The following is a 23,910-nucleotide window of genomic DNA, read 5'->3' as shown; positions in this document are numbered from 1 at the left end:
ATAACGCTTGAGCGGGTGCGATCACCAAATGTATGTGAAACATTGAAAATTTCACAGTACAGCATAATTGGCCTCCTTATATATTCAGTAGGTTAATGGATGAAAGGAGTGTAGCGGGGGAAAGGGGGTTTGGCTAGTGGGATTCGATGGTGCGGTCTGATGCCCTCACCCGTAGGGCTGAGGAAACCCCACAAAATAATACCTGCACAGACTACCCCCTCTCCCTTGAGGGAGAGGGCTGGGGTGAGGGGGAACATACGGCTCTGGTGGTCATTCCGTTCACTTTATGTTCCTTGCTACTTTGTAACGACATGCCCGGTGAACGTGCCAGGGTGGCTCAATCGCCACCACCCTGGCGACCCGGGCTCCCGGCGGTAAATCGCCGCTTCGCGGATTGTTCGCCCCATCCCTGGGGCTCACCCCTTCGGGGCCAGCGCATGCGCTGTCCAAAATTGCTCCCGGCAATTTTGTCCTCAGCTTATTCCTTCAGGCTATCGGGTCGGGCATGAGCCTGCATCCCTGCAGGCCACGCCCTCTCGGCGCATCCCTGCGCCTCGCCCCGGCCTTACGGTAACGCTTCGGCGATTAACAGCCGGACCAGGGCGTCGCTGTAAGTCATTCATTTTCCTGAAGCAACCTTCATCGCTTCCGGTATAAAAATTACTGGGATTCCTGAGCCCACAGGGAGGGCCCCCGTACGCCCGGTAAGCGAAGCGCCACCGGGCGATTGGGCCGCAGAATTAAATCGAGGTACGGCGATAGCTGCGGTATTCAGGCTTCCAGAAGTTATCGTCAATAGCCTGCTGCAGCGCGTCGGCAGAGGTTTTCACCGCCACGCCCTGCTGCTGCGCCATTTTACCTACCGCAAACGCGATAGCGCGCGACACCTTGTGGATGTCCTTCAGCTCAGGCAGTACCAGCCCTTCACCATCATTGACCAGCGGCGAGTGGCCCGCGAGGGTTTCGCTCGCGGACATCAGCATCTCATCGGTAATGCGAGACGCGCCGGAGGCGATCACGCCCAGACCAATACCCGGGAAGATATAGGAGTTGTTGCACTGGGCAATCGGATAGGTTTTATCCTTCCATACCACCGGATCGAACGGGCTGCCGGTCGCAACCAGCGCGTTACCTTCGGTCCAGGCGATGATGTCCTGCGGCGTCGCTTCTACGCGGGAGGTCGGGTTGGAAAGCGGCATCACGATAGGGCGCTCGCAGTGCTTGTGCATCTCACGAATAATCTCTTCCGTGAAGAGGCCGGTTTGTCCGGAAACGCCGATCAGAATATCCGGCTTCACGTTGCGCACCACGTCCAGCAGGGAGAGGACTTCGTTGTCAGTATCCCAGTTTTTCAGGTTCTCGCGTTTCTGCACCAGTTTGGTCTGGAACGGCAGCAGGTTCGGCATACCGTCGGTCAGCAGGCCGAAACGGTCAACCATAAACACGCGGGAGCGGGCCAGCTCTTCACTCAGGCCTTCACGCTGCGTCTGGGCAATAATCTGTTCGGCGATACCGCAGCCTGCGGAGCCTGCGCCGAGGAAGACGATTTTCTGGTAGCTCAGCTGGCTGCCGGCTGCGCGGCTGGCGGCGATAAGCGTACCCACGGTCACGGCTGCGGTGCCCTGGATATCGTCGTTAAAGGAGCAGATCTCATCGCGATAGCGGTTCAGCAGCGGCATCGCGTTCTTCTGCGCAAAGTCTTCGAACTGCAGCAGCACGTCCGGCCAGCGGTGTTTCACGGCCTGGATGAAATCGTCGACAAACTGGTAGTACTCTTCGTCGGTAATACGCGGATGACGCCAGCCCATATACAGGGGATCGTTCAACAGCTGCTGGTTATTTGTACCCACATCCAGCACTACCGGCAGGGTATACGCCGGGCTGATGCCGCCACAGGCGGTGTACAGTGACAGCTTACCGATCGGAATACCCATTCCGCCGATGCCCTGGTCACCCAGACCCAAAATGCGCTCGCCGTCAGTGACCACAATGACTTTGATGTTGTGGTTAGGCACGTTCTGCAGAATATCGTCCATGTTGTGACGGTTCTGGTAAGAAATGAATACCCCGCGGGAGCGACGGTAGATCTCAGAGAAACGCTCGCAGGCAGCACCCACGGTCGGGGTATAGATCACCGGCATCATCTCTTCCAGATGGTTCTGCACCAGGCGGTAGAAGAGGGTTTCATTGGTGTCCTGAATGTTGCGCAGGTAGATGTGCTTGTCGATTTCGGTTTTGAAGCCCTGATACTGGATCCACGCGCGCTCTGCCTGTTCTTCGATGGTTTCAACCACTTCGGGCAGTAAACCCAGCAGGTTGAAGCTGCTGCGCTCTTCCATGCTGAAGGCGCTACCTTTGTTGAGCAGGGGGAATTCGAGTAAAACCGGTCCGGCATAAGGGATATATAAGGAACGATGTTTTTTCAGTTTGTTGTCCATGTCACTCACTCTTTTTTTGAAGATCCGTCCCTGACACTGCTGTTTGTCATCTTTCTGGCCTGTGCGATGGGGTGCGGTCGGGCGGTATTATAAAGGAGCTGAATATTAATTACCGCAACACATAAACAAAAACACCATCGGTTTTGCCGATGGTGTTCTCTGTCTCAGTCTGGAACTTACTTGCCCGCGTGGCGTTTTCTGCCGGTGGCGTGAGTGACTTGCGTTTCGTGGTCGCCTTCAATCACCACTTTACGCTGATTAGAAAGCTTGTAGTTCAGTCCCAGAATGTGGCGTGCCTGACGGTTCGATTTCATGTTAACTCCTCAATCCTGTTGATAGTTTTAAGGACCAGTTTGCTTACGCAAACGAAATGTAACCCCTTAGGTTGCAGATCCAGCTTAGCAGGTTTTTACAAAGGTGCGTTTCGCCCGCTGACGACGTAGTTAATGGTCTGCTGGTAGATGTCACTGAGGATGTCATTATCCGTGGATTCCACCCACCTGGTCAGTTCCATCAAAATGTCATCTTCAGTCACAGCACCGTGTTCGGCGTGAAGACCCTGCGCAATCGCGTTAACGAGCTCAGGTTGTGCTGCTGTAGTATTAGCCGGGTAATAAGTAAACATGCTGCCTCCGTGTCGTTGTCTGTTTAATGGTACGGCTCGCAAAAAATGTAATTCATAAACAGAATGGCAAATATTTTACCCGTTGTGGCTAAGATTCATCTTAGAAACGAAAATGTCATAAGTGCATGCTTTTATGCACTTTTAAAACGTGGGGATAAATGGACGTTGGGCAACGAGGATATTTGGGCGGTGCTCCTGCTATGGGGGAAATATAGCAGGAGCCGTTTTTAACTTACCACTTCATTTCGCCGGTATTTACTTTGGCGCTTAATTCCAGGGAGCTCTCTTCGGCAAGATCCGGGTACTGTTTTTTCATCGCGCCGATAACGCCCGCGGAGTCTTTGTGTGCGGATAAAGCCTGTTCAAAATGCTGCAGGTAGCCACGCGTAAAATCAATCGCGCCCGTTCCGGCAGGCGGAGTCCCAAGATAGTGACCCGGGATCACGCGTTCAGGTTTGTGCGCAGCCATATTGTCCAGGGTTTGCTGCCACTGCTGGCGGCGAGCAGGCGTCTGGGTATCTGCCGTCCAGACGTGAATACCCCAGGAGACACCGGTGCCACCGAGGATCGTTTTCGCAGACGGGATCCACACGTAAGCCGCGTAACTGTCTGGTTGTTCAATGTCGATCTTTTCCCCGTCAACCATAAACGTGGTTGAGGCGAGCACCTGCGGAACGACCAGCGTCGTTGGCGCGCCGTCTTTCATCTGCGGGCCCCAGAAGGCGAGTTTGGCGTCTTTGGTGGCCTTAATATGGTCAACCACCTGCTGCGTGGCCACCACTTTGGCATTCGGGAAGGCTTTTACCAGCGGTTGCAGACCAAAATAGAAATCCGGATCGCCGGAAGTGATCACAATCTTGTTCAGCGTTTTACCGCTGCGGCGAATTTTCTCCACCAGCGCTTCGCCATCTTTCACGCTGAACTGAGCGTCAAACAGAACGGCTTCTTTCGGGCCAGATACCAGTGTGGAAGAGACCGCGAAAATGCCTTTTTCCTGCGGGTTATACGTGTCAATCGTCAACGGCGCGGCAAAAACAGCCGGTGTGAAAAGGGCGCAAAGCAATGCAAGGCGAGTAAGCTTCATCATCATGTCTCTGTGGTTCAGGAAAGTCTCTATTGTACGGATATTTGTATTTGCCAGAATTCCTGAAACAAGACATGCTTAGTTTCATAAATCGAGCAAATGGAGCGTATATGGATCGCGTTATTGCCGCTCAGGTCTACAACCGGATATGCGAGCTGGGAAGTTTGAGCGCGGCGGCCCGCGCATTGGGGATCTCGCGACCGATGGTGAGCCGCTACCTGGAACAAATGGAAAAGTGGGCGGGAACACGGCTGGTTAACCGCTCCACGCGCAAGCTGACGCTGACGGCAGCCGGCGAAAAAGTGTTGCAGAAAACGCGGACGCTTTCGCAGCTCTCGCAGGAGATTGAAGGCCAGTCGGAGAAAGATTTGCCGTCAGGCACGCTGCGGGTCGCCTGTGCGCACTTTACCGCCATGCACCTGATTGCGCCGGTGCTCCCCGGGCTGCTCGCGCGCTACCCGCAGCTGCGCATCGAGCTGGATGTGAACAACCACCCGGTGAGCCTGGTAGGGGAGCGTATTGATGTCGCCGTGCGCATTACCGACACCCCCGAACCGGGCATGATCGCCCGCCGACTGGGGGAGTGTCGTTCAGTCCTTTGCGCCTCGCCGGACTATCTTGCTCAGCACGGAACGCCCGTCAGTCCCGAAGATTTAGCGCAGCATAATTGCCTGCACTACAGCTTTTTCGCCGGGCAGTCCTGGCATTTTCTTACGCCGGAAGGTGAAAGCCTGAGCGTGGCCGTCAGCGGCAACCTGAGCGCCAGCATCTCATCGCTGTTGATGGACGCCGCGATTAACCACTGCGGTATCGCCATGTTGCCGGAGCGTGAGGCATCTGACGCGCTGGCGCAGGGATTACTGGTGCCGGTTCTGAGCGTGCTGGAGCCGAAACCGCTTGCCATCCATGGCATTTACCAGTCCCGAGAATATCAACCTGCCGCACTGCGCGCATTCCTTGATGCACTGGCGCAACATGTGTTCAGTGGCTAAGACTCTTCTGTCTTCGCCGCAGAATCTGAGTAGCCTTCTATACTTAACCCTTTGTAAGCCAAAAGGAGAGCAAGAATGACTATTCATAAGCACGGTTCAGCACACTGGTCTGGCGACATTAAACGCGGGAAAGGAACGGTTTCTACCGAGAGCGGCGTTCTCAATCAGCAGCCTTATGGCTTTAACACCCGCTTTGAGGGTGAAAAGGGGACCAACCCTGAGGAGCTGATTGGCGCGGCACACGCCGCCTGTTTCTCGATGGCGCTTTCGCTGATGCTGGGCGAGGCGGGCTATACCGCCGATTCCATTGATACCACTGCAGACGTCTCGCTGGATAAAACCGACGGCGGTTTTGCCATCACAAAGGTTGCGCTGAAAAGCAAGGTGACTGTTCCCGGCATCGCGCCTCAGCAGTTTGACGGCATCATTCAGAAAGCGAAAGCAGGCTGCCCGGTGTCGCAGCTGCTGAAAGCCGACATCACGCTCGATTACAAACTCAACTAAGCCCCAGCCGGGTTCGCGCCCGGCTATCCCTTCAGCGCGGCGGGGAATACCTCCGCCAGCCAGGCAATAAATACCTTCAGGCGGTGCGTTAAATGCCGGTTTTGGGGGTAAACCACATGAAACGGATAGGCCGCAGGGCGCCAGTCGCTCAGGATTGCCGTCAATGTTCCCGTCTGCAAATAGTGCTTTGCCGAATACTCAAAAGTCTGAACAATCCCAAGTCCCGCCGCGGCAGCCGCGAGATGGGCATTGCTTTCATTGACGCCGAGATAGTGTGGAATGCTGATTTCCAGCGCCTCGCCATCCTGTCTGAAGCGAAACGGAAAGGCCCGCCCGGTGACCGGAGAGAGATAGCTTATCAATTTGTGGCCGTTGCGCAGCTCCTGCGGATAGGCCGGGACGCCATGATTCTTCAGATAACCCGGCGTCGCGCAGGTAACCATTTCAGCATTGCCGAGATGTCGGGCAATAAGTGTTGAGTCGTTCAGCGGGCCGCCGCGAATAACACAGTCTACGTTACCGCTGATTAAGTCTACGGGCCGGTCGGCCACCCCAAGATCGATCCGGATATCCGGGTAGCGCTGCATGAAATCTGGTAGCAGGGGGATGAGCACGTCGCGGGCGGTGGAGCCGCCGATGTCGACGCGCAGATGCCCCTTTGGCGTCGCGCGAGAAACGCGAAAAGAGGTGTCAATATCTTCGATATCAATCAGCACCCTGAGTGCTTTTTCATAGTATTCCGCCCCCTCAGGCGTGGTGACGACTCGGCGGGTGGTGCGGTGCAGGAGGCGGATCTCAAGATGCGTTTCGAGAGATTTCACCAGCTTGCTCAGGGTGGCTATCGGCATATTCAGCGAATCCGCCGCGCGCGTAAAACTGCCGGATTCCACCACCCGCGTAAAGGCACGCATTGCCATTAACTGGTCCATCAGGCCCTCTGATTATTTCTTTATGTGAATAGTCATTTTCATTTTTGCCCATTTTTCATTAATGCTGCAAGGGCTAAAGTTTGTTCAACGCGAGCGAAAGCGCGCAAATCAAACCCAACAAAAGGTAAATGACATGAACACGACTCTCTCAGGAAAAATCGCACTGGTCACCGGCGGCAGCACCGGTATTGGTCTTGCCACGGCGCAGGAGCTGGCGGCTCAGGGCGCGAAGGTATACATCACCGGGCGTCGCCAGGCCGAGCTGGACGCGGCGGTGGCTGAAATTGCTTCAACCGCGGTAGGCATTCGTGCGGATGTCTCTAAACTCGGCGATCTGGATGAGGTTTATGCCCGGATTGCAAAAGAGGAAGGCCGTCTGGATATCCTGTTCGCCAATGCGGGGGGCGGCGATATGCTGCCGCTGGGCGCGATCACCGAAGAGCAGTTTGACCGTATTTTCGGTACTAATGTCCGCGGCGAGCTCTTTACGGTGCAGAAGGCGCTGCCGCTCTTATCCGCCGGATCGTCGATTATTCTGACCGGCTCGACGGTCTCCATTAAGGGGACGGCAAACTTTAGCGTCTACAGCGCCAGTAAGGCCGCCGTTCGCAACTTTGCCCGCTCCTGGGCGCTGGATTTGCAGGGCCGCGGGATCCGCGTCAACGTGGTGAGTCCGGGCCCAATCAAAACCCCGGGGCTCGGTGATTTGGTGCCGGAAGAACACCGTCAGGGGCTGTACGATGCGCTGGCCGCGCAGGTCCCGTTCGGACGTTTAGGCGCTCCGGGTGAAGTAGGGAAAGCGGTGGCGTTTCTGGCCTCCGATGCGGCCAGCTTTATTAACGCCACCGAGCTGTTTGTGGACGGCGGGATGGCGCAAATCTAACCCAGGCTGCGCCAGCAGCGAACGTGACGGCCCTCGTGAGAGGGCTGTAAAGCCTGGGGATCTTCACACCCCTGCGTGGCCAGTGGGCAACGGTCGCGGAAAAAGCAGCCTTTGGGCAGGTGACGGTTTCCGGGAAGCTCCGTTTTGCGTAACGCCAGCGTTTCATCCAGCGGTTCACCGGTGCGGGGAACCGAATCGAGCAACAGACGGGTATAAGGATGGCGCGGTTCCCCCAGCACCTGGGCGGCGCTGCCCAGTTCCACAATCTGCCCGAGGTACATTACCGCCACGCGGTCACTCATGTGTCGGACCACCGAGACGTTATGCGAAATTAACACATAAGTCAGATTACGCTGCTGTTGCAGGGTCACCAGCAGATTGAGGATTTGCGCCTGCACGGAGATATCCAGCGCGCTGGTCGGTTCGTCGAGCACGATGATGTCCGGATCGGACGAGAGAGCCCGGGCGATGGCGATGCGCTGGCGCTGGCCGCCGGAAAAGGCGTGCGGTAGCCGGTCGAGATATTCCGGACGAATGCCAACCTGCAACGCCAGGTTTTCCGCCATCTGTCGGCGTTCCCGTTCGGGGCTGCGTTTTTGCACCCACACCGGCTCGGTGATGATGCGCCAGACCGGCAAGCGCGGATCGAGCGACGAGAGCGGGTCCTGAAACACCATCTGCATGCCGCCCGCGTGGTTTACCCGCTGGTATGCCCCGGTGCTGGGCTTAAGCATGCCCATCAGCAGCTGGGCCAGCGTGCTTTTACCGCAGCCGGATTCCCCGACAATGCCCAGCGTTTCTCCCCGGCGGATCTGCAGATCGAGTCCGTTGAGCGCATGCACCTGCTCGGTGACGCGGCCCAGCCAGTTTTTACGTGCCGCAAAGTTTACGTGCACGCTATCCAGTTCCAACAGCACATCAGACATGGGGTTTCTCCTGTTGCGGATACCAGCAGGCAGCCTGTTGGCCTTCTGCGCCATGGGGGTGTAAGCGCGGGGTTTCGCTGCATTTCGCCCCAGCGGCAAAGCAGCGATCGCGGAATGCGCATCCCTGCGGAAGCTGGCTGAGGTTGGGGACGGTGCCGGGGATGGCCGGGAGCAGATCGCGCGGCTGACCGTTCTCCGGCGCACACTTCAGCAGGCCAATGGAGTAGGGATGAACTGGGGCATGGATCAGCGTTTGCGTGGCGCCGCTCTCTATCACGCTACCGGCATACATCACATACATTCTGTCGCAGAGCTGGGATACCACGGCCATATCATGGCTGATAAACAGCACAGAGGTGCCGCTGGCCCGCGCCTTATGCTTCAGCAAGCGCAGTACCTGCAGCTGGACGGTAACGTCCAGTGCGGTGGTCGGTTCGTCGGCAATGATCAGCTCCGGCTCGCAGGAGAAGGCAAGGGCGATCATCACCCGCTGGCGCATGCCGCCGGAGAGTTCGAACGGATAACGCGCCATCACCTGGTGCGCGTCCGGGATTTGCATCTCTTCCAGCAGGGTAATCGCCTTTTGTTGCGCCTCCCGCCGGGAAAGTGGTCGATGCTGGCGGATCACCTCCACCATCTGTTTGCCAATCTGTCGCGTCGGATTGAGGGCGGTCATCGGCTCCTGAAAAATCATCGCCACTCTGGCGCCGCGCCACTGGCGGAGCTGTTTCTCAGATGCCGCGAGGACATTTTCACCCAGTAGCATCACCTGGCCCTGATGGATCCGGTAGCTGCCTTCCGGCAGCAGCCGCATGGCGAGCATTGCGGTCACGGATTTCCCCGATCCCGATTCGCCCACCACGCCGACGATCTCACCCCTTTTGATCTCCAGCGAGACGTTATTCAGCGCGTGGACCTCACCGCGAAAAATCGGGAAGCTCAGGTGCAGGTCTTCAATGCGTAATACCGATTCGGTCATGACTGTTTCCCTCCTGACTTCGGATCCAGCAGGTCGCGGATACCGTCACCGAACAGGTTAAAACCCACGGCGGTAATCAAAATGGCCGCACCGGGAAAGGCGCAATACCACCACTGGTCGAGAACGTAGTTACGGCCAACGGCCACCATCGCCCCCCATTCGGCGGTCGGCTGCTGTGCACCCAGACCAATAAACCCCAGCGTCGCGGCCATCAGAATAGCGCTACCAATGTCCAGCGAAGCCTGCACAATCAGCGGCGGCAGGGCATTACGCAGAATATGCCAGCGGATCAAATGCCAGCGCGATGCGCCAAACGTGCGGGCGGCCTGCACGTAGGTAAACTGGCGGACCACCAGCGTCTGGCCGCGCGCCAGACGGACGTAAAACGGAATGCGGACAATGGCGATCGCCAGCATGGCGTTAAACAGGCTCGGGCCGAGCGCGGCAGCCAGCGCCATGGTCAGCACCAGAGAGGGTATAGAGAGCATGATGTCCATCACCCGCATGATGATGGCGTCACCGCGCCCACCCAGTACGCCGGACAAACAGCCCAGCAGCGAGCCAATGCCGCCTGCAATCACCACCACCGCCAGCCCGGCGGCGATCGACTGCTGGCTGCCTGCCAGGACGCGGCTGAACAGATCGCGTCCCACTTCATCGGTACCAAACCAGTGTTGTGCGGACGGTGCCTGCAGACGGGCGGTCAGATCCAGCGCGTTCGGGTCATGCGGCACAATCCACGGTGAGGTCACCATCACCAGGAGCATCGCAATCATAATCACGCCGCCAACTATCGTGAGTGGGCTTTGTCGCAGCATCCAGAACAGTTTTGCCCAGTTGATACGTTGTCTGGCAGTTTTAACCGGGACGGGCGTTTCCTGCGTTAACATCATTCGGCACCTCCGCGCCCAATTCGCGGGTCAATCCACAGATAAAGCAGATCGACCACCAGATTCACCAATACGTAGGCCAGAGAGACGACGACAGCGAAGCCCATCACGGCAGGGAAATCGAGCGCCTGAATGGACGTCACCACCCAGGCACCCATCCCCGGCCAGGCAAAGACGGTTTCGGTCAGTACTGCACCGTACAGCAAATCGCCCAGCGCCAGCCCGAGCACGGTAATCGACGGGATCATCGCATTGGGCAGAGCGTAACGCAGGACGATATACCAGCCAGGCAGGCCGCTGGCGCGCGCCGTGCGGATGTAGTCCTCGCTAAGCTGCTCCAGCATCGCGGAACGCACCTGACGCGCCACGATGCCCAGGTGAACAAACGCCAGCGTCAGCGAGGGTAAAATCAGATGCTGAAGCGCATTGAGAAAGACCTCGACGTTGCCCTCCAGCAGGGCATCCAGCAGGTAAAACCCGGTGACGTGCGTCGGCGGATCGAGCCAGTCGTCCAGTCTGCCGCCGCCCGGCAGGATCTGCAGGTGCCCGTAGAAAAGCACAATAACGCCCAGACCGAGCCAGAAGGCTGGTGTGGAAATGCCGGTCATCGCCATTAATCGCACCAGATGATCCAGCCAGCGGTTGCGATAGACCGCCGACAAAATCCCCAACGGCACGCCGATGACCAGCGCCAGTAGCAGGGAGCAAAAGGCCAGCTCCAGCGTGGCAGGGAAAAAGGCCTTCAGGTCTTGTGCAACCGGACGTCCGGTACGAATGGACGTGCCGAGATCGCCATGGGCGAGAGCATCGACGTAGCGACCAAACTGGATATACAGCGGCTGATCCAGCCCCAGTTGCTGGCGGATGTTTTGCACGATGTCGTCGCTGGCACGGTCTCCGGCCAGCAGACGGGCCGGATCGCCGGGGATCATGTGTGAAATAATAAAGGTAATGATACAGACACCGGCCACCACCAGGAGTAATCCCCAGCAGCGCTGGCGCACGATGCTCCAGAACGTCATACACTTTCCCCCGGCGAATTCGTTATTTACTCATGGTGGCGATGTTGAACACCTGCTCAAGCATCGGATTAAAGGTGAAGCCTTTAACCTCTTTGTTCATCGCCAGCTGATAGTTCTTCTGGAACAGATAAACGTAGGCCGCCTCGTCAATCACCACTTTTTGCGCCTGCTGGTAATCTTTGGTGCGTTCTGCCTGATCGGTGGTTTTCAGCGCGGCCTGCAGCAGCGAGTCGACCTCTTTGTTTTCATAGAATGAACGGTTGCCCGGCAGCCCTTTTTTGTCTGATTCGAACCAGTAGTTCATGAACATATAGGGGTCGGCAAAGTCCGGGCTCCAGTTACCGATCGCAATGTCGTAATCGCCTTTACCGACGCGGTCGCGCATGGTGGCGTTCGCCAGTTTCTCCAGCTTGACGTTAATGCCGATCTTGCCGAGGCTGGCCTGGGTTGAGAGGGCGATAGGCTCCCAGTTCGGATCGTTATCCGAGTAAAGGAAGGTCAGGCTGGCGGGCTTGTCTTTGACCTTCTCCAGGGCCGCTTTCGCTTTGGCCTCATCGAAGCTGTACTGCATCGCCGTGGCGTCAAAGCCCCACATGCCTTCCGGGATCGGGCCGCGCATCTGCTTGCCGTTGCCGCTCAGAATGCCCTTCACCATGCCCTGGTAGTCCGTCGCCCATGAAATGGCTCGACGTAAATCCACCTGATTGAGCGGCGCTTTGCTGTTGTTGAGGTAGAGATAGGTCACGCGCAGGGACGGGTATTCCGCGACGGCGACTTTTCCTTCCTGCTTCAGGGCCGAGAGCTGATCGACCGGCAGGGAGTCGGCAATGTCCAGATCGCCGCGGGAAAGCTGCAATCGGCGGGAGGCGCTCTCTCCGATAATTTTTACCGATACACGCTTAAAGTGCGGTTTTTCACCCTGCCAGTGTGGGTTAGGCACCAGCACCAGCTGCTGGCCTTTCTGCCAGCTTTTGAGCATAAACGGCCCGGAACCGGCGGTGTTTTGCGCCAGGAAACCGCGCGCATCGTCCGCGGCATTTTCCTTCAGCACTGCCGGGTTAATGATGGATGCCCCGTCATTTGCCAGCGTGTAAAGGAAGGGGGCAAACGGCTGGCTGAGGGTGAATTTCACCGTATGGTCATCTACCGCATCAATTTTCAGATCTTTCGGGAAGGCTTCAGACGGCCCCTGGCCGAGCTTCAGCAGGCGCTCAAAAGAGCGTTTTACCGCTTCGGCGGTGACCGGCGTGCCGTCGGAGAATTTCGCGTTATCCGCCAGGGTAAAGGTCCACTCTTTCTGGTCGTCGGACGCTTTCCAGCCTGTCGAGAGATCGCCCTCCACCTCGGTAGAGCCTGGCTTGTACTTGACCAGACGCTGATAGGACGGATAGGTGACGGTCCAGTCGTTGTTATCAATGGTGATGGCAGGGTCGAGCGTTTGCGGGTCGGCGGCTTTACCAATCACCAGCATGTCTTTCGGGACGGCAGCCAGCGCCAGCGGAGCGTTCATTACCAGCGTGGCGGCGATCAGGGTCGTGAGAAGCGATGTTTTCATGGCAGTGCTCCAGGTTTAAAGAGGGGTGTGCGTCAGGGGAAAACAGGCAAAACGGTCATCAAGCAGCGGGTAGCTGGCGGCGTTCGGCAGTTCAAAGTGCCACCATTCGCTGCTGATACCGACAAAACCGCCACCGAACATGATGGCATTCAGCAGCAGACGGTTGCGCTGGGCGTGCGGCGGTACGGAAGGGTGATACGGATGCGAGCGGTCGTGCATTTCGTCAAAACCGGCGCCCATATCCAGCACGGTATTGTGTTCGTCCATCAGCGTGACGTCGATGGCCGTGCCGCGACTGTGATTGGAGCCAATCGCCACGTCGACCACATACTCCGGGTTCGGGCAGGCATCCCACAGCTGGGCCTGCGCCTGCTGCGGTCGGTAGGCGTCGTACACCACCAGCTTCAGCCCGGCCAGCGTGGCAATGCTGATGGCTTTTGCCAGCGCGGTGGCGGCGTCGGTATGCAGCAGGCACAGCGCCTCTTGGTAGATCGGGCGACCGGTGATGTTGTCGGCAGTGGCGTACTTCAGATCGATATGCAGCGTGGGAAATGTCTTCGCCACATCAATCAGTTCACTCTCTTCGGGCATAGCTCCGCTCCTTTAGCGTTCGAATTGACCAAACTCTTGTTGTAATTGCCGGTTTACCGCCAGACGTGCCGGGAGCGCATCACCCAACGCTTCCACCACGCCCGACAGCAGCAGGTTGAACAAACAGCTCACGGGGGCAAGTGAATCCCAGAAATGACCGGTATCGGTTTTCACCTGCAGTAAGTCCATCGGATAATCCCGCGCCCACGGACACCAGATGTCGGTGATTAAGGCCAGCGGAATGCCTTTTTCGCTCGCGACGCGGCAGTACTGGCGGGCCATCGCGGAGTAGGCGCGCGTATCGGTCAGCACGACATAAGGGTGCGAAAACCCCGAGTTGAGGGATTCCACCCAGCTTCCGGATGCCCCCTCCGAATAGCTCACGCGCGGGCGCAGGTACTCAAGGTGGCTGAAGAAGGCGTTGGCGATCCCGCGGGTGGACTGGATCCCCAGCACAAACACCGCATCCGCATGGGCCAGGTTGTGTACGACCTGGCGGAAGACGTCCGTTTGCGCGAGCTGATACACCTGCGTGATGGCATCCACTTCCAGCGAAAGGGCGTGCTGAAGGCGGTTGGGCAGGGGGCGCTGCTGTTGCCAGGAGTCCAGACGTTCGTTCATACCCCAGGGCTGATACGGATCGCGCAGGCTCTTTTTGACATCCTCCAGGTTGCGGTAGCCCAGCTTGCGCAGAAAGCGTCCCACGGTGATCCCGCTCGTCCCGCTCGCCTGACCGACGCTTTCAGCCGTTTCAAACGGTATCTGCGCGGCGTGGGCAAGCAACCAGCTTCCGACCCGTTTTTCGCTGGGCGTGAACTGGCTAAACATCGTTTCGATACGGCTCAACATCTCAGGTTTCGTCGTCATACCGCCTCGCTGTTAACACGCTGTCAAAAGCCGATCTTGTGTTACATCGTTAACAATGCATGACGCGTGCCAGGATCACAGGCGAGGGAATGCCTGCTCTGCTGTAAACTTCATGCAATATTTAGTTAACGGATGATCAACATTTGTGCAGCGTAGTTCACTTTTGGTGCAGTGACAGAATCTGCACGTATGAATTTGGTGAATACGTCAGCCCGTTCACATTTTTGATAAGATAGAAACACAGTAGACATGAAAGGGATCCCGGCATGGCGAATTGGCCCTGGCGAGTCAGCGAGCATCTGATGGTGCTTGTTAAGAAAATAGCGATGGTGGTGGGGATCGTACTGGTCGTCCTGCTGGCAGTGCGGGTCTATCTCTCGCAGCAGGGGCCTGAACTGCATCTCTGGCATACCTGGCGGGCAGATGAGATGTCCGTACGCGAGCTCGATGGCGCCGACTTTGCCGGGTATGTTGCCCGCGAAAATGCCATTTTCGCCGATCTTAATACCGCGGTGACGGCAAAAACAGAGCATGAGGAACAAACGCCGCTAAACCGCTATTACCGCCAGAGCCTGGTCTGGCCGGGTCACTTTTCACCGGATGCCAACCGCTCTTTTGTACTCATGCCAGCCGGAAAGCCGCGCGGCGCGGTGGTGTTGCTTCATGGACTGACGGATTCACCCTATAGCGTCAGACATCTTGCTCAGAATTATCAGGCCCACGGCTTTGTGGCCGTGGTTCCGCGCCTGCCCGGACACGGCACCGCGCCTGGCGCGCTGACGGACGTTGACTGGGAGATGTGGCTGGCGGCGACGCGCCTTGCCGTTCGGGAAGCGACGCGTCTGGCGGGAGAAAATGTGCCCCTGCATCTGGTGGGCTATTCCAACGGCGGGGCGCTGGCGATGAAATATGCCCTCGATGCACTTGACGCGCCATCGCTGCGTAAGCCGCAGCAACTGGTGCTGCTGTCTCCGATGATCGGCGTGACGGCATTCGCGCGATTCGCCGGTTTCGCCGGGTTACCGGCGCTGCTCCCGGCGTTTGCCAAAGCGGCGTGGCTGAATATTTCCCCGGAATATAACCCGTATAAATACAACTCGTTCCCGGTGAACGCCGCCCGCCAGTCGTGGCTGTTGACGAAGGCGCTGCAGGAGCAGATTGGCCGGGAGGCGCGGGAAAACAGGCTGGCAACGCTGCCGCCGGTTCTGGCATTCCAGTCGGTGATGGATTCCACCGTCAGCACCCGCGCGGTGGTGAGCGGCTTGTTTGATCAGCTTCCGGCAAATGGCAGCGAGCTGGTGGTATTTGATATCAACCAGGCGGCGAGCTTCCGTCCGCTGTTCAAGCCCTCGTCCTGGACGGCCACCTCAGCGCTGCTGCCTACTGTTGAACGACGTTACACTGTCACGGTTATTACCAATGCTAATGAACACAGTTTCTCAACGGTAGCGAAAATCACCCCGGCAGGAAGCACTCACGAGACGGTCGTGCCGCTTGGGCAGTCCTGGCCGCAGGATGTCTATTCCCTGTCGCACGTTGCGGTACCGTTCCCGCCGAATGACGATCTGTATGGCCGGGAGCCTGACGTGAAAAACCGCTACGGCATTAGCCTGGGGACGATAGCGCTCTGGGGGAAACGTCTGTATTGAGCGTCGGGAAAGAGGCGCTGATGCGGGTCACCTCAAACCCGTTCTACGGCTACATGGAGGAGAGGATCAACAGCCGAATCGGGGATGAGAAAAAGTAACGTTCTTCTGTTGTGTGAATATGTTAGGTCGCAATGATTAAGTATGTTAAATAATACCTTTAAGGCACCTCTCTCATCGGAACCCGTTTTGTGCTGACGACTCTCATTTACCGAAGCCAGTTGAATTTATCCCACCCGTCAACCGAACTCCGGGAGGTGGTGGAGCGTGCCAGACGCCGTAACGCGAAGCTGAATATAACCGGTGTGCTCCTCTCTAAAGGGGATGACGTTCTGCAAATTCTTGAAGGTTCCGAAGAGGGCGTGGTCAGGCTGTTCAATAAAATCCGTGATGACAAGCGGCACAGCGGAGTGGTTGAACTGATGCGGGATTATGGCCCGCGCAGACGATTCGAAAACGTCGGGATGCTGCTGTTCGATCTGCAGACGCAGTCGCCGAAAGAGGTGCTGCAATCGGTGCTGCGTTACAGCAAACTCGACAGTTATCTGGCCTCCGATGACCGCGTATTCAAATTTATTCAGACGTTTATTACAGATAAGCGTCCGAACCCGTCGGGTGGACGTTACGATCCGGCAAAGTGGGCGCTCGAACCCGAAACCTTACCCTTTGGCGAGTCTCTGGGCCTGATTGCCGCGCAAACCTGTCAATTTGCGCTTCAACCGATTGTTGAGCCTTCGGAAGGCAAGATCAGCTCCCTTGAAGCTCTTATCCGCAGCAATGACGGCGGCAGTCCGGAGCTGTTCTTCCGCGCCCTTGACCCGGACACCCTCTATCAGGTCGATCTCCAGACGAAAGCCTATGCCTTTGCGCTGGCGGAAAAGCTGGGGATTGGCAGCCACAAAATTGCGGTCAACCTGTTGCCGATGTCGCTGGTGAATGTCCCTGGCGCAGTGGAATTTCTGGTCGGTGAGATTAAAAAACACGGGCTTCAGCCAGAGCAGGTGGTGCTGGAAATCACTGAAAACGAGATGATATCCGGACTGAATCAGTTCAACAGCGCCATTAAACAACTTCGCGGTGAGGGGGTTGGCATGGCGATTGATGATTTTGGTTCCGGCTATGCCGGTCTCTCTCTGCTGACGCGCTTCCAGCCGGATAAAATTAAGATTGACCGGGAGATTATCAGCGATATTCACCTGAGCGGTCCGAAACAGGCGATTGTACGGTCGATTATTAGCTGCTGCTCCGATCTCGAAATCACCCTGGTGGCGGAAGGTATCGAGAAAATAGAGGAGTGGTGCTGGCTCGAATCTGCCGGGATCCGCCGCTTCCAGGGCTTCCTGTTTGCCCGCCCGCTGCTTAACGGCGTCGGTGATATTCACTGGCCGCACCTGGTGCGTTAAGGCAATTTTCCACTCGCGTTATTTCCCCGTCGTCCTGCCTGTGCTTAAATAGCTAAAACGGTTTAACATGGTTTAGCTTCGAGGTTCACATGGAAAAAATCTGGGTACTGGGTGATGCGGTGGTGGATCTGCTGCCTGATGGAGAAGGAAGATTGCTGCAATGTCCGGGTGGCGCCCCGGCAAACGTTGCGGTCGGTATTGCCCGCCTGGGGGGGCGTAGCGCGTTTATTGGCAGAGTTGGAGATGATCCTTTCGGGCGCTTTATGGCTCACACACTGGCTGACGAGCGGGTCGATGTGCAGTGGATGCGCCTTGACCCGGCACACCGCACCTCAACGGTGGTGGTCGATCTCGACGAACAGGGCGAACGTTCGTTTACCTTTATGGTGCGCCCGAGCGCCGATCTGTTTCTGGAACCTGCCGATCTGCCTACCTTCAGCCAGGGTGAATGGCTGCACGTCTGCTCCATCGCGCTAAGCGCTGAACCCAGCCGCAGTGCGGCCTTTCAGGCGATGGATGCCATCAGGAAGGCGGGCGGTTACGTCAGTTTTGACCCCAATATACGCCCGGATCTCTGGCCGGATGAAACCGCACTTCGACGCAGCCTTGAACAGGCGCTGCAGCGTGCTGATGTGGTGAAACTCTCCGTCGAGGAATTGGCATTTTTAACCGGCGAGGAGCAGGTGCACGCCGGTCTGGCTGCACTCATGCGCCGCTGTCCGGCGCGGCGGGTGCTCGTCACGCAAGGTAAAGAGGGTGTTATTGCCTGGCATGAAGGCACCGTGAACCACTATCCGGCAACCCCGGTTAAGTGTGTCGATACCACCGGCGCGGGGGATGCCTTCGTCGCCGGACTGCTCTACGGGCTGGCCGCCGGTCTTGAACTGGTTCCCGCCATCGCCTTAGCCCAGCGCTGCGGCGCGCTAGCCACCACCGCGAAAGGGGCGATGACCGCCTTACCCTGGCAGCACGAGCTTTAATTTGTTCCTTCACAGGCCGTCGGTCGACGGCCTGAATTGTCGCCCCGATCACACTTACTAAAACGGTTTAGCAAAAAAGATTGCCGATCCAAAATTCACCAGTTTAGTATCAGCAACCTAAACCGGTTTAGCAATTTAGCACGTTTAATGACTTCTTTGAGGGATGCGACAAAATGTATAAAAAACGCAGACTTGCCGTGATGATAGGCATGCTGGCCGGAAGTACCTCTGTTTTTGCCCAAACGGATATGACAAGTATCGAAGCGCGGCTTGCCGCAATGGAACAACGCCTTCAGGACGCAGAGACACGCGCGCAGAGGGCGGAGAAACGCGCCACGGAAGCAGAACAAAAAACGCAGCAGCTCGTTGCCGCGCAGCAGCAGACGCAGTCGACAACACAGGCGGTGGCGCAGCGCACCACTGCGCTGGAGAAGAAAGCGGATCAAAGCAGCGGGTTTGAGTTCCACGGCTACGCTCGTTCCGGCCTGCTGATGAATGACGCGGCCTCCAGCAGCAAAAGCGGTCCTTATCTGACCCCAGCTGGCGAAACCGGTGGTGCGGTAGGGCGTCTGGGTAATGAAGCCGACACCTACGTTGAGCTGAACCTGGAGCACAAACAGACCCTGGATAACGGGGCGACGACGCGCTTTAAAGCGATGCTGGCCGACGGCCAGAGAACCTATAACGACTGGTCAGCTGATACCAGCGATCTCAATATTCGTCAGGCCTTTGCGGAGCTGGGCAATCTCCCTGATTTCACCGGCGCGCTGAAGGGCAGTACCTTCTGGGCAGGTAAACGCTTCGACCGCGATAACTTTGATATTCACTGGCTGGATTCCGACGTGGTGTTCCTGGCCGGTACCGGTGGTGGCGTCTACGACGTGAAATGGAACGATTCGCTGCGCAGTAACTTCTCCCTCTATGGCCGCAACTTCGGCAGCGTGGAGCAGACCGACAATAACGTTCAGAACTATATCCTCAGCATGAACCACTTCGCCGGGCCGCTCCAGCTGATGGTGAGCGGCCTGCGGGCAAAAGATAATGACGATCGTAAAGACGCGAACGGCGATCTCATCAAAACGGATGCCGCCAACACGGGCGTTCATGCCCTGGTGGGCTTGCACAACGAGAGCTTCTACGGCCTGCGGGAGGGGACGGCCAAAACCGCGCTGCTGTATGGTCACGGGCTGGGGGCGGAAGTGAAAAGCATCGGCTCCGATGGCGCACTGCTGTCCGAGGCAGATACCTGGCGCTTTGCAAGTTACGGTGTCACGCCAATTGGCGGTGGCTGGAGCATTGCGCCTGCCGTCCTGGCGCAGAGCAGTAAAGATCGCTACGTCAAAGGCGACAGCTATGAGTGGGTCACGCTCAACACCCGCCTGATTAAAGAGGTGACCCAGAATTTCGCGCTGGCGTTTGAGGGAAGCTATCAGTACATGGACTTAAACCCGGAAGGTTATAAAGACCGAAACGCCGTCAACGGCAGTTTCTACAAGCTGACCTTTGCTCCGACGTTAAAAGCGAGCAAAATCGGCGATTTCTTCAGCCGCCCGGAGCTTCGCCTGTTCGCCACCTGGATGGACTGGAGCAGCAAACTGGATAATTACGCCAGCGATGATGCCTTTGGCAGCAGCGGTTTCAACGCCGGCGGGGAATGGAACTTTGGGGTCCAGATGGAAACCTGGTTTTAACCCATCACGCTCCCGCCTGGCGGGGGCGTTTCGCACATCATAAAAAAGAAGTCAGGCAGAGGTATCTATGGATTTTAATCAAATCGCCCGCGAGCTTATTCCGCTGCTGGGTGGCAAGGAAAATATCGCCAGCGCGGCGCACTGCGCAACGCGTCTTCGTCTGGTGCTGGTTGATGACGCGCTGGCCGATCAGCAGGCGATCGGCAAGGTCGACGGCGTTAAAGGCTGTTTCCGTAACGCCGGGCAGATGCAGGTGATTTTTGGTACGGGCGTGGTGAATAAAGTCTACGCCGCGTTTATTCAGGCGGCGGGGATTAGCGAGTCCAGCAAGTCTGAGGCGGCGGACCTGGCGGCGCGCAAGCTGAACCCGTTCCAGCGCATAGCGCGTCTGCTCTCCAATATCTTTGTGCCGATCATTCCTGCGATTGTGGCGTCCGGCCTGCTGATGGGCCTGCTCGGCATGGTGAAAACCTACGGCTGGGTCAATGCGGACAACGCTATCTATATCATGCTGGACATGTGCAGTTCGGCGGCGTTTATCATTCTGCCGATCCTGATCGGCTTTACCGCCGCGCGGGAGTTTGGCGGTAACCCGTACCTGGGCGCGACGCTGGGCGGCATCCTGACCCACCCGGCGCTCACTAACGCCTGGGGCGTGGCGTCCGGTTTCCACACCATGAACTTCTTCGGCCTGGAAATCGCGATGATTGGCTATCAGGGCACGGTATTTCCGGTGCTGCTGGCCGTCTGGTTTATGAGCATCGTGGAGAAAAACCTGCGCCGCGTGATTCCGGATGCGCTGGACCTGATCCTGACGCCGTTCCTCACCGTTGTGATCTCTGGCTTTATCGCCTTGCTGATTATTGGTCCGGCGGGACGCGCCTTAGGGGATGGTATCTCCTTTATCCTGAGCACGCTTATCGCCCACGCGGGCTGGCTTGCCGGGCTGCTGTTTGGCGGACTGTATTCGGTGATTGTGATCACCGGTATTCACCACAGCTTCCACGCGATTGAAGCGGGGCTGCTGGGCAACCCGTCGATTGGCGTGAACTTCCTGCTGCCGATCTGGGCCATGGCGAACGTGGCGCAGGGCGGAGCCTGTCTGGCGGTGTGGTTCAAAACCAACGATGCCAAAATCAAAGCCATTACGTTACCGTCGGCGTTCTCTGCGATGCTGGGCATCACCGAGGCGGCCATTTTTGGTATCAACCTGCGTTTCGTTAAGCCGTTTATTGCCGCGTTGATTGGTGGCGCGGTGGGGGGCGCCTGGGTGGTCTCTGTGCATGTCTACATGACTGCCGTCGGGTTGACCGCCATTCCGGGTATGGCCATCGTGCAGGCCAGCTCGCTGCTCAACTATATTATCGGCATGGTGATTGCCTTCGGCGTGGCGTTTACCGTCTCGCTGCTGCTGAAATATAAAACGGACTCTGAATAATGACGTTACCTTCCCGCTGGCCTGCGATTCTGCAGGCCGTTATGAAAGGGCAGCCGCGCGCGCAGGCTGACAGCCATTATCCGCAATGGCACGCCGCGCCGGTGACGGGGCTGATGAACGATCCCAACGGGTTTATCTGGTTTGCCGGTCGCTACCATCTGTTCTATCAGTGGAATCCGCTGGACTGTGAGCATCGTTATAAATGCTGGGGGCACTGGAGTTCTGCGGACCTGGTCCACTGGCAGCATGAGCCGCTGGCGCTGATGCCCGACGAAGAGTATGACCGCAACGGCTGCTACTCCGGTAGCGCCGTGGATAACCAGGGCGTGCTGACGCTGTGCTATACCGGCAACGTGAAGTTCGATGACGGCAGCCGTACCGCCTGGCAGTGCCTGGCCGAGGAACAGCCGGACGGCACCTTTAAAAAGCAGGGGCCGGTGCTGGCGCTGCCGGAGGGCTACACCGGTCACGTGCGTGACCCGAAAGTGTGGCAACACGACGGGCTGTGGTACATGGTGCTGGGCGCGCAGGATCTGCAAAAGCGCGGCAAAGTGCTGCTGTTTAAATCCGCTGATTTACATGCCTGGGCTTCCTGCGGTGAAATCGCTGGTCACGGGGTCAACGGCCTGAAGGACGCAGGTTATATGTGGGAGTGCCCGGATCTGTTCGCGCTCGACGGTACGCACGTGTTGATTTGCTGTCCGCAGGGGCTGGCGCGCGAGCCGTATCGCTATCTCAACACCTATCCGGCCGCCTGGATGAGTGGGGCGTTTAGCTATGAACGCGGCACGTTTGCGCACGGCGAGCTGCACGAGCTTGACGCGGGCTTTGAGTTTTACGCCCCGCAAACGACGCTGGCGGAAGATGGACGACGCATTCTGATTGGCTGGATGGGCGTACCGGACGGGGAAGAGATGCTTCAGCCGACGCGGTCGCACGGCTGGATGCACCAGATGACCTGCCCGCGCGAATTGCAGTATCGCGACGGCAAGCTCTGGCAGACTCCGGTGCGTGAGCTGGCGGCGCTGCGTGAAGAGGAGCAGCACTGGCAGGGACGTGCCAGCGATGCGCCCGTTCTGGATGCCGCGCGACTGGAGTTTGAGTTAAGCGCCTCGCAGGTGAACGTCGATTTTGCGGGCGCGCTGCGCCTCACGGTTGATGAGCAGGGCGTGCGGCTGGAACGCGCTAGCCTGAAAACCGGTGAGACGTTGACCCGCTACTGGCAGGGGGACGTCCACCATTTACGCGTCCTGTGCGACCGCTCCAGCGTTGAAATTTTCATCAATCATGGCGAAGGGGTGATGAGCAGCCGCTATTTTCCTGACCATCCGGCCTGGGTGCGCTTCGAAGGTGCGTCCGATATCACATTACGCTACTGGTCGCTGCGCGCCTGCATGATAGAATGAGGGTTTTGGCAGCCGGATCTAAGTCGTTGTGAGAAAAACAAAACGCGTCACCATTAAAGACATCGCGGAGCTGGCGGGTGTGTCAAAAGCCACCGCCAGCCTGGTCCTGAACGGGCGCAGCAAAGAGCTTCGCGTGGCGGAAGAGACGCGTGAACGCGTGCTGGCGATTGCGAAAGAGCACCACTATCAGCCCAGCATTCACGCCCGGTCACTGCGCGATAACCGTAGCCACACCATTGGTCTGGTGGTGCCGGAGATCACCAACTACGGCTTTGCCGTCTTTTCTCACGAGCTGGAAACGCTGTGCCGCGAGGCGGGCGTCCAGCTGCTGATCTCCTGTAGCGATGAAAATCCGGGGCAGGAGACGGTGGTCGTCAATAACATGGTGGCGCGTCAGGTCGACGGACTGATTGTCGCCTCCAGCATGCTTAATGATGCGGACTACCTGAAACTCAGCGAGCAGCTGCCCGTGGTGCTTTTTGATCGCCATATGAACGACAGCACGTTGCCGCTGGTGATCACCGATTCCATCACCCCAACGACGGAACTGGTGGCGGATATTGCCCGCCAGCATCCGGATGAATTCTATTTTCTGGGCGGACAGCCGCGCCTTTCTCCGACTCGCGACCGTCTGGAAGGGTTTAAGCAAGGTCTGCGAGCGGCCGGTGTGGAACTGCGCCCCGAGTGGATCATTCACGGCAACTACCACCCGAGCTCCGGCTACGAAATGTTCGCCGAACTCTGCGCCCGTCTGGGACGCCCACCGAAAGCCCTGTTCACCGCCGCCTGCGGGCTGCTGGAAGGGGTACTGCGCTATATGGGTCAACATAACCTGATGCAAAGTGATATCAGATTAGCCAGCTTTGACGATCACTATCTCTACGATTCGCTGACGATCCCGGTGGATACCATTCGCCAGGACAATCGCCAGCTGGCGTGGCATTGCTTTGATCTGATTGGCAAATTGATCGAAGGGGAGACGCCGCAGCCGTTGCAGCGCAAGCTCAATGCCACCCTGCAGCGGCGCTATAAGTCAGCGGTATAGCCTCGTTCGATACATC

General features: G+C 57.7%; 21 protein-coding genes and 1 pseudogene. 10 read left to right on the top strand and 12 right to left on the bottom strand.

What is annotated here, in order from left to right:
* Nucleotides 1-740 precede the first annotated feature (740 nt).
* The 4 genes from BFV64_RS11750 to BFV64_RS11735 all read right to left on the bottom strand — a co-directional run bounded on the left by BFV64_RS11750 (nucleotide 741) and on the right by BFV64_RS11735 (nucleotide 4,147).
* Nucleotides 741-2,438, bottom strand: a complete 1,698-nt coding sequence (locus BFV64_RS11750; protein ID WP_014883904.1) for an NAD-dependent malic enzyme — start codon at nucleotides 2,436-2,438, stop codon at nucleotides 741-743.
* 176 nt (nucleotides 2,439-2,614) lie between these two features.
* Nucleotides 2,615-2,752 carry a stationary-phase-induced ribosome-associated protein gene (gene sra / locus BFV64_RS11745; RefSeq protein ID WP_008501714.1) on the bottom strand — a complete coding sequence of 46 codons (138 nt, stop codon included), beginning with the start codon at nucleotides 2,750-2,752 and terminating at the stop codon, nucleotides 2,615-2,617.
* Between the two features lie 95 nt (nucleotides 2,753-2,847).
* Nucleotides 2,848-3,063, bottom strand: coding sequence for a biofilm-dependent modulation protein (gene bdm, locus BFV64_RS11740; RefSeq protein ID WP_014883903.1), 216 nt, complete (start codon nucleotides 3,061-3,063; stop codon nucleotides 2,848-2,850).
* Between the two features lie 232 nt (nucleotides 3,064-3,295).
* A complete protein-coding gene (locus BFV64_RS11735; protein WP_032628979.1) occupies nucleotides 3,296-4,147 on the bottom strand; it encodes a Vmh family MBL fold metallo-hydrolase in 852 nt (283 codons plus the stop codon).
* Nucleotides 4,148-4,257: 110 nt separating this feature from the next.
* Between BFV64_RS11735 and BFV64_RS11730 the strand changes: the two genes are divergently transcribed.
* A complete protein-coding gene (locus BFV64_RS11730; RefSeq protein WP_014883901.1) occupies nucleotides 4,258-5,139 on the top strand; it encodes a LysR family transcriptional regulator in 882 nt (293 codons plus the stop codon).
* Between the two features lie 75 nt (nucleotides 5,140-5,214).
* Nucleotides 5,215-5,643 carry an OsmC family protein gene (locus tag BFV64_RS11725; RefSeq protein ID WP_014883900.1) on the top strand — a complete coding sequence of 143 codons (429 nt, stop codon included), beginning with the start codon at nucleotides 5,215-5,217 and terminating at the stop codon, nucleotides 5,641-5,643.
* Nucleotides 5,644-5,666: 23 nt separating this feature from the next.
* Here BFV64_RS11725 and BFV64_RS11720 read toward each other — a convergent pair whose 3' ends face one another.
* Nucleotides 5,667-6,572 carry a LysR family transcriptional regulator gene (locus BFV64_RS11720; RefSeq protein WP_014883899.1) on the bottom strand — a complete coding sequence of 302 codons (906 nt, stop codon included), beginning with the start codon at nucleotides 6,570-6,572 and terminating at the stop codon, nucleotides 5,667-5,669.
* 133 nt (nucleotides 6,573-6,705) lie between these two features.
* On the opposite strand from BFV64_RS11720, the gene BFV64_RS11715 reads away from it, so the two are divergent.
* A complete protein-coding gene (locus BFV64_RS11715; protein ID WP_069602100.1) occupies nucleotides 6,706-7,455 on the top strand; it encodes an SDR family NAD(P)-dependent oxidoreductase in 750 nt (249 codons plus the stop codon).
* Here BFV64_RS11715 and BFV64_RS11710 read toward each other — a convergent pair.
* Genes BFV64_RS11710 through BFV64_RS11680 form a run of 7 tightly spaced genes read right to left on the bottom strand, consistent with a single transcriptional unit; the run spans nucleotide 7,452 to nucleotide 14,285 of the window.
* A complete protein-coding gene (locus BFV64_RS11710; RefSeq protein WP_045282127.1) occupies nucleotides 7,452-8,381 on the bottom strand; it encodes an oligopeptide/dipeptide ABC transporter ATP-binding protein in 930 nt (309 codons plus the stop codon). The genes BFV64_RS11715 and BFV64_RS11710 overlap by 4 nt on opposite strands.
* Entirely contained in the window at nucleotides 8,374-9,360 is a 987-nt protein-coding gene (locus tag BFV64_RS11705; RefSeq protein ID WP_014883896.1) for an ABC transporter ATP-binding protein, read from the bottom strand. The genes BFV64_RS11710 and BFV64_RS11705 overlap by 8 nt, the downstream gene beginning before the upstream one ends.
* Nucleotides 9,357-10,253, bottom strand: a complete 897-nt coding sequence (gene ddpC / locus BFV64_RS11700) for a D,D-dipeptide ABC transporter permease (RefSeq protein WP_014883895.1) — start codon at nucleotides 10,251-10,253, stop codon at nucleotides 9,357-9,359. Before ddpC ends, BFV64_RS11705 begins: the two co-directional genes overlap by 4 nt.
* Complete coding sequence (locus BFV64_RS11695) at nucleotides 10,250-11,272, bottom strand: ABC transporter permease (protein ID WP_014883894.1); 1,023 nt, start codon at nucleotides 11,270-11,272, stop codon at nucleotides 10,250-10,252. The genes ddpC and BFV64_RS11695 overlap by 4 nt, the downstream gene beginning before the upstream one ends.
* A 22-nt stretch (nucleotides 11,273-11,294) precedes the next feature.
* Nucleotides 11,295-12,827 (bottom strand): ABC transporter substrate-binding protein, encoded by a 1,533-nt coding sequence (locus tag BFV64_RS11690; RefSeq protein ID WP_063614296.1) that lies wholly within the window; start codon nucleotides 12,825-12,827, stop codon nucleotides 11,295-11,297.
* Between the two features lie 15 nt (nucleotides 12,828-12,842).
* The gene (gene ddpX / locus BFV64_RS11685; RefSeq protein ID WP_014883892.1) at nucleotides 12,843-13,418 is read right to left on the bottom strand and encodes a D-alanyl-D-alanine dipeptidase; all 576 of its coding nucleotides are present in this window, start codon (nucleotides 13,416-13,418) and stop codon (nucleotides 12,843-12,845) included.
* 12 nt (nucleotides 13,419-13,430) lie between these two features.
* Nucleotides 13,431-14,285 carry a MurR/RpiR family transcriptional regulator gene (locus tag BFV64_RS11680; RefSeq protein ID WP_014883891.1) on the bottom strand — a complete coding sequence of 285 codons (855 nt, stop codon included), beginning with the start codon at nucleotides 14,283-14,285 and terminating at the stop codon, nucleotides 13,431-13,433.
* Nucleotides 14,286-14,551: 266 nt separating this feature from the next.
* Between BFV64_RS11680 and BFV64_RS11675 the strand changes: the two are divergent.
* The 7 genes and pseudogenes from BFV64_RS11675 (at nucleotide 14,552) to BFV64_RS11645 (ending at nucleotide 23,894) form a co-directional block, all read left to right on the top strand.
* Nucleotides 14,552-16,032, top strand: a pseudogene (locus BFV64_RS11675) (alpha/beta hydrolase).
* A 90-nt stretch (nucleotides 16,033-16,122) separates the two neighbouring features.
* On the top strand, nucleotides 16,123-17,334 hold the full coding sequence (locus BFV64_RS11670) for a diguanylate phosphodiesterase (protein ID WP_049010582.1): 1,212 nt from the start codon (nucleotides 16,123-16,125) through the stop codon (nucleotides 17,332-17,334).
* Between the two features lie 89 nt (nucleotides 17,335-17,423).
* Nucleotides 17,424-18,314, top strand: a complete 891-nt coding sequence (locus tag BFV64_RS11665; RefSeq protein ID WP_045282124.1) for a fructokinase — start codon at nucleotides 17,424-17,426, stop codon at nucleotides 18,312-18,314.
* A gap of 173 nt (nucleotides 18,315-18,487) precedes the next feature.
* Nucleotides 18,488-20,005, top strand: a complete 1,518-nt coding sequence (locus BFV64_RS11660) for a carbohydrate porin (protein WP_045134002.1) — start codon at nucleotides 18,488-18,490, stop codon at nucleotides 20,003-20,005.
* A gap of 67 nt (nucleotides 20,006-20,072) precedes the next feature.
* Nucleotides 20,073-21,443, top strand: a complete 1,371-nt coding sequence (locus tag BFV64_RS11655; protein WP_014883886.1) for a sucrose-specific PTS transporter subunit IIBC — start codon at nucleotides 20,073-20,075, stop codon at nucleotides 21,441-21,443.
* Nucleotides 21,443-22,849 carry a sucrose-6-phosphate hydrolase gene (locus BFV64_RS11650; protein ID WP_047626214.1) on the top strand — a complete coding sequence of 469 codons (1,407 nt, stop codon included), beginning with the start codon at nucleotides 21,443-21,445 and terminating at the stop codon, nucleotides 22,847-22,849. The genes BFV64_RS11655 and BFV64_RS11650 overlap by 1 nt, the downstream gene beginning before the upstream one ends.
* A 28-nt stretch (nucleotides 22,850-22,877) precedes the next feature.
* Nucleotides 22,878-23,894 (top strand): LacI family DNA-binding transcriptional regulator, encoded by a 1,017-nt coding sequence (locus BFV64_RS11645; protein ID WP_014883884.1) that lies wholly within the window; start codon nucleotides 22,878-22,880, stop codon nucleotides 23,892-23,894.
* The last annotated feature ends 16 nt before the right edge of the window (nucleotides 23,895-23,910 follow it).

Source organism: Enterobacter kobei (assembly GCF_001729765.1).
Classification (GTDB): domain Bacteria; phylum Pseudomonadota; class Gammaproteobacteria; order Enterobacterales; family Enterobacteriaceae; genus Enterobacter; species Enterobacter kobei.
Note: the sequence above shows the minus strand (reverse complement) of the source record. Positions and strands in the feature narration are given on the sequence as shown.

What these genes read in the sequence shown, in the direction of transcription:
- ddpX (WP_014883892.1), bottom strand. Translation starts at nt 13,418, where the DNA reads ATGCCCGAAGAGAGTGAACTGATTGATGTGGCGAAGACATTTCCCACG.
- sra (WP_008501714.1), bottom strand. Translation starts at nt 2,752, where the DNA reads ATGAAATCGAACCGTCAGGCACGCCACATTCTGGGACTGAACTACAAG.
- BFV64_RS11705 (WP_014883896.1), bottom strand. Translation starts at nt 9,360, where the DNA reads ATGACCGAATCGGTATTACGCATTGAAGACCTGCACCTGAGCTTCCCG.
- BFV64_RS11735 (WP_032628979.1), bottom strand. Translation starts at nt 4,147, where the DNA reads ATGAAGCTTACTCGCCTTGCATTGCTTTGCGCCCTTTTCACACCGGCT.
- BFV64_RS11665 (WP_045282124.1), top strand. Translation starts at nt 17,424, where the DNA reads ATGGAAAAAATCTGGGTACTGGGTGATGCGGTGGTGGATCTGCTGCCT.
- BFV64_RS11715 (WP_069602100.1), top strand. Translation starts at nt 6,706, where the DNA reads ATGAACACGACTCTCTCAGGAAAAATCGCACTGGTCACCGGCGGCAGC.
- BFV64_RS11750 (WP_014883904.1), bottom strand. Translation starts at nt 2,438, where the DNA reads ATGGACAACAAACTGAAAAAACATCGTTCCTTATATATCCCTTATGCC.
- BFV64_RS11660 (WP_045134002.1), top strand. Translation starts at nt 18,488, where the DNA reads ATGTATAAAAAACGCAGACTTGCCGTGATGATAGGCATGCTGGCCGGA.
- BFV64_RS11725 (WP_014883900.1), top strand. Translation starts at nt 5,215, where the DNA reads ATGACTATTCATAAGCACGGTTCAGCACACTGGTCTGGCGACATTAAA.
- bdm (WP_014883903.1), bottom strand. Translation starts at nt 3,063, where the DNA reads ATGTTTACTTATTACCCGGCTAATACTACAGCAGCACAACCTGAGCTC.
- BFV64_RS11650 (WP_047626214.1), top strand. Translation starts at nt 21,443, where the DNA reads ATGACGTTACCTTCCCGCTGGCCTGCGATTCTGCAGGCCGTTATGAAA.
- ddpC (WP_014883895.1), bottom strand. Translation starts at nt 10,253, where the DNA reads ATGATGTTAACGCAGGAAACGCCCGTCCCGGTTAAAACTGCCAGACAA.
- BFV64_RS11720 (WP_014883899.1), bottom strand. Translation starts at nt 6,572, where the DNA reads ATGGACCAGTTAATGGCAATGCGTGCCTTTACGCGGGTGGTGGAATCC.
- BFV64_RS11695 (WP_014883894.1), bottom strand. Translation starts at nt 11,272, where the DNA reads ATGACGTTCTGGAGCATCGTGCGCCAGCGCTGCTGGGGATTACTCCTG.
- BFV64_RS11680 (WP_014883891.1), bottom strand. Translation starts at nt 14,285, where the DNA reads ATGACGACGAAACCTGAGATGTTGAGCCGTATCGAAACGATGTTTAGC.
- BFV64_RS11730 (WP_014883901.1), top strand. Translation starts at nt 4,258, where the DNA reads ATGGATCGCGTTATTGCCGCTCAGGTCTACAACCGGATATGCGAGCTG.
- BFV64_RS11690 (WP_063614296.1), bottom strand. Translation starts at nt 12,827, where the DNA reads ATGAAAACATCGCTTCTCACGACCCTGATCGCCGCCACGCTGGTAATG.
- BFV64_RS11710 (WP_045282127.1), bottom strand. Translation starts at nt 8,381, where the DNA reads ATGTCTGATGTGCTGTTGGAACTGGATAGCGTGCACGTAAACTTTGCG.
- BFV64_RS11655 (WP_014883886.1), top strand. Translation starts at nt 20,073, where the DNA reads ATGGATTTTAATCAAATCGCCCGCGAGCTTATTCCGCTGCTGGGTGGC.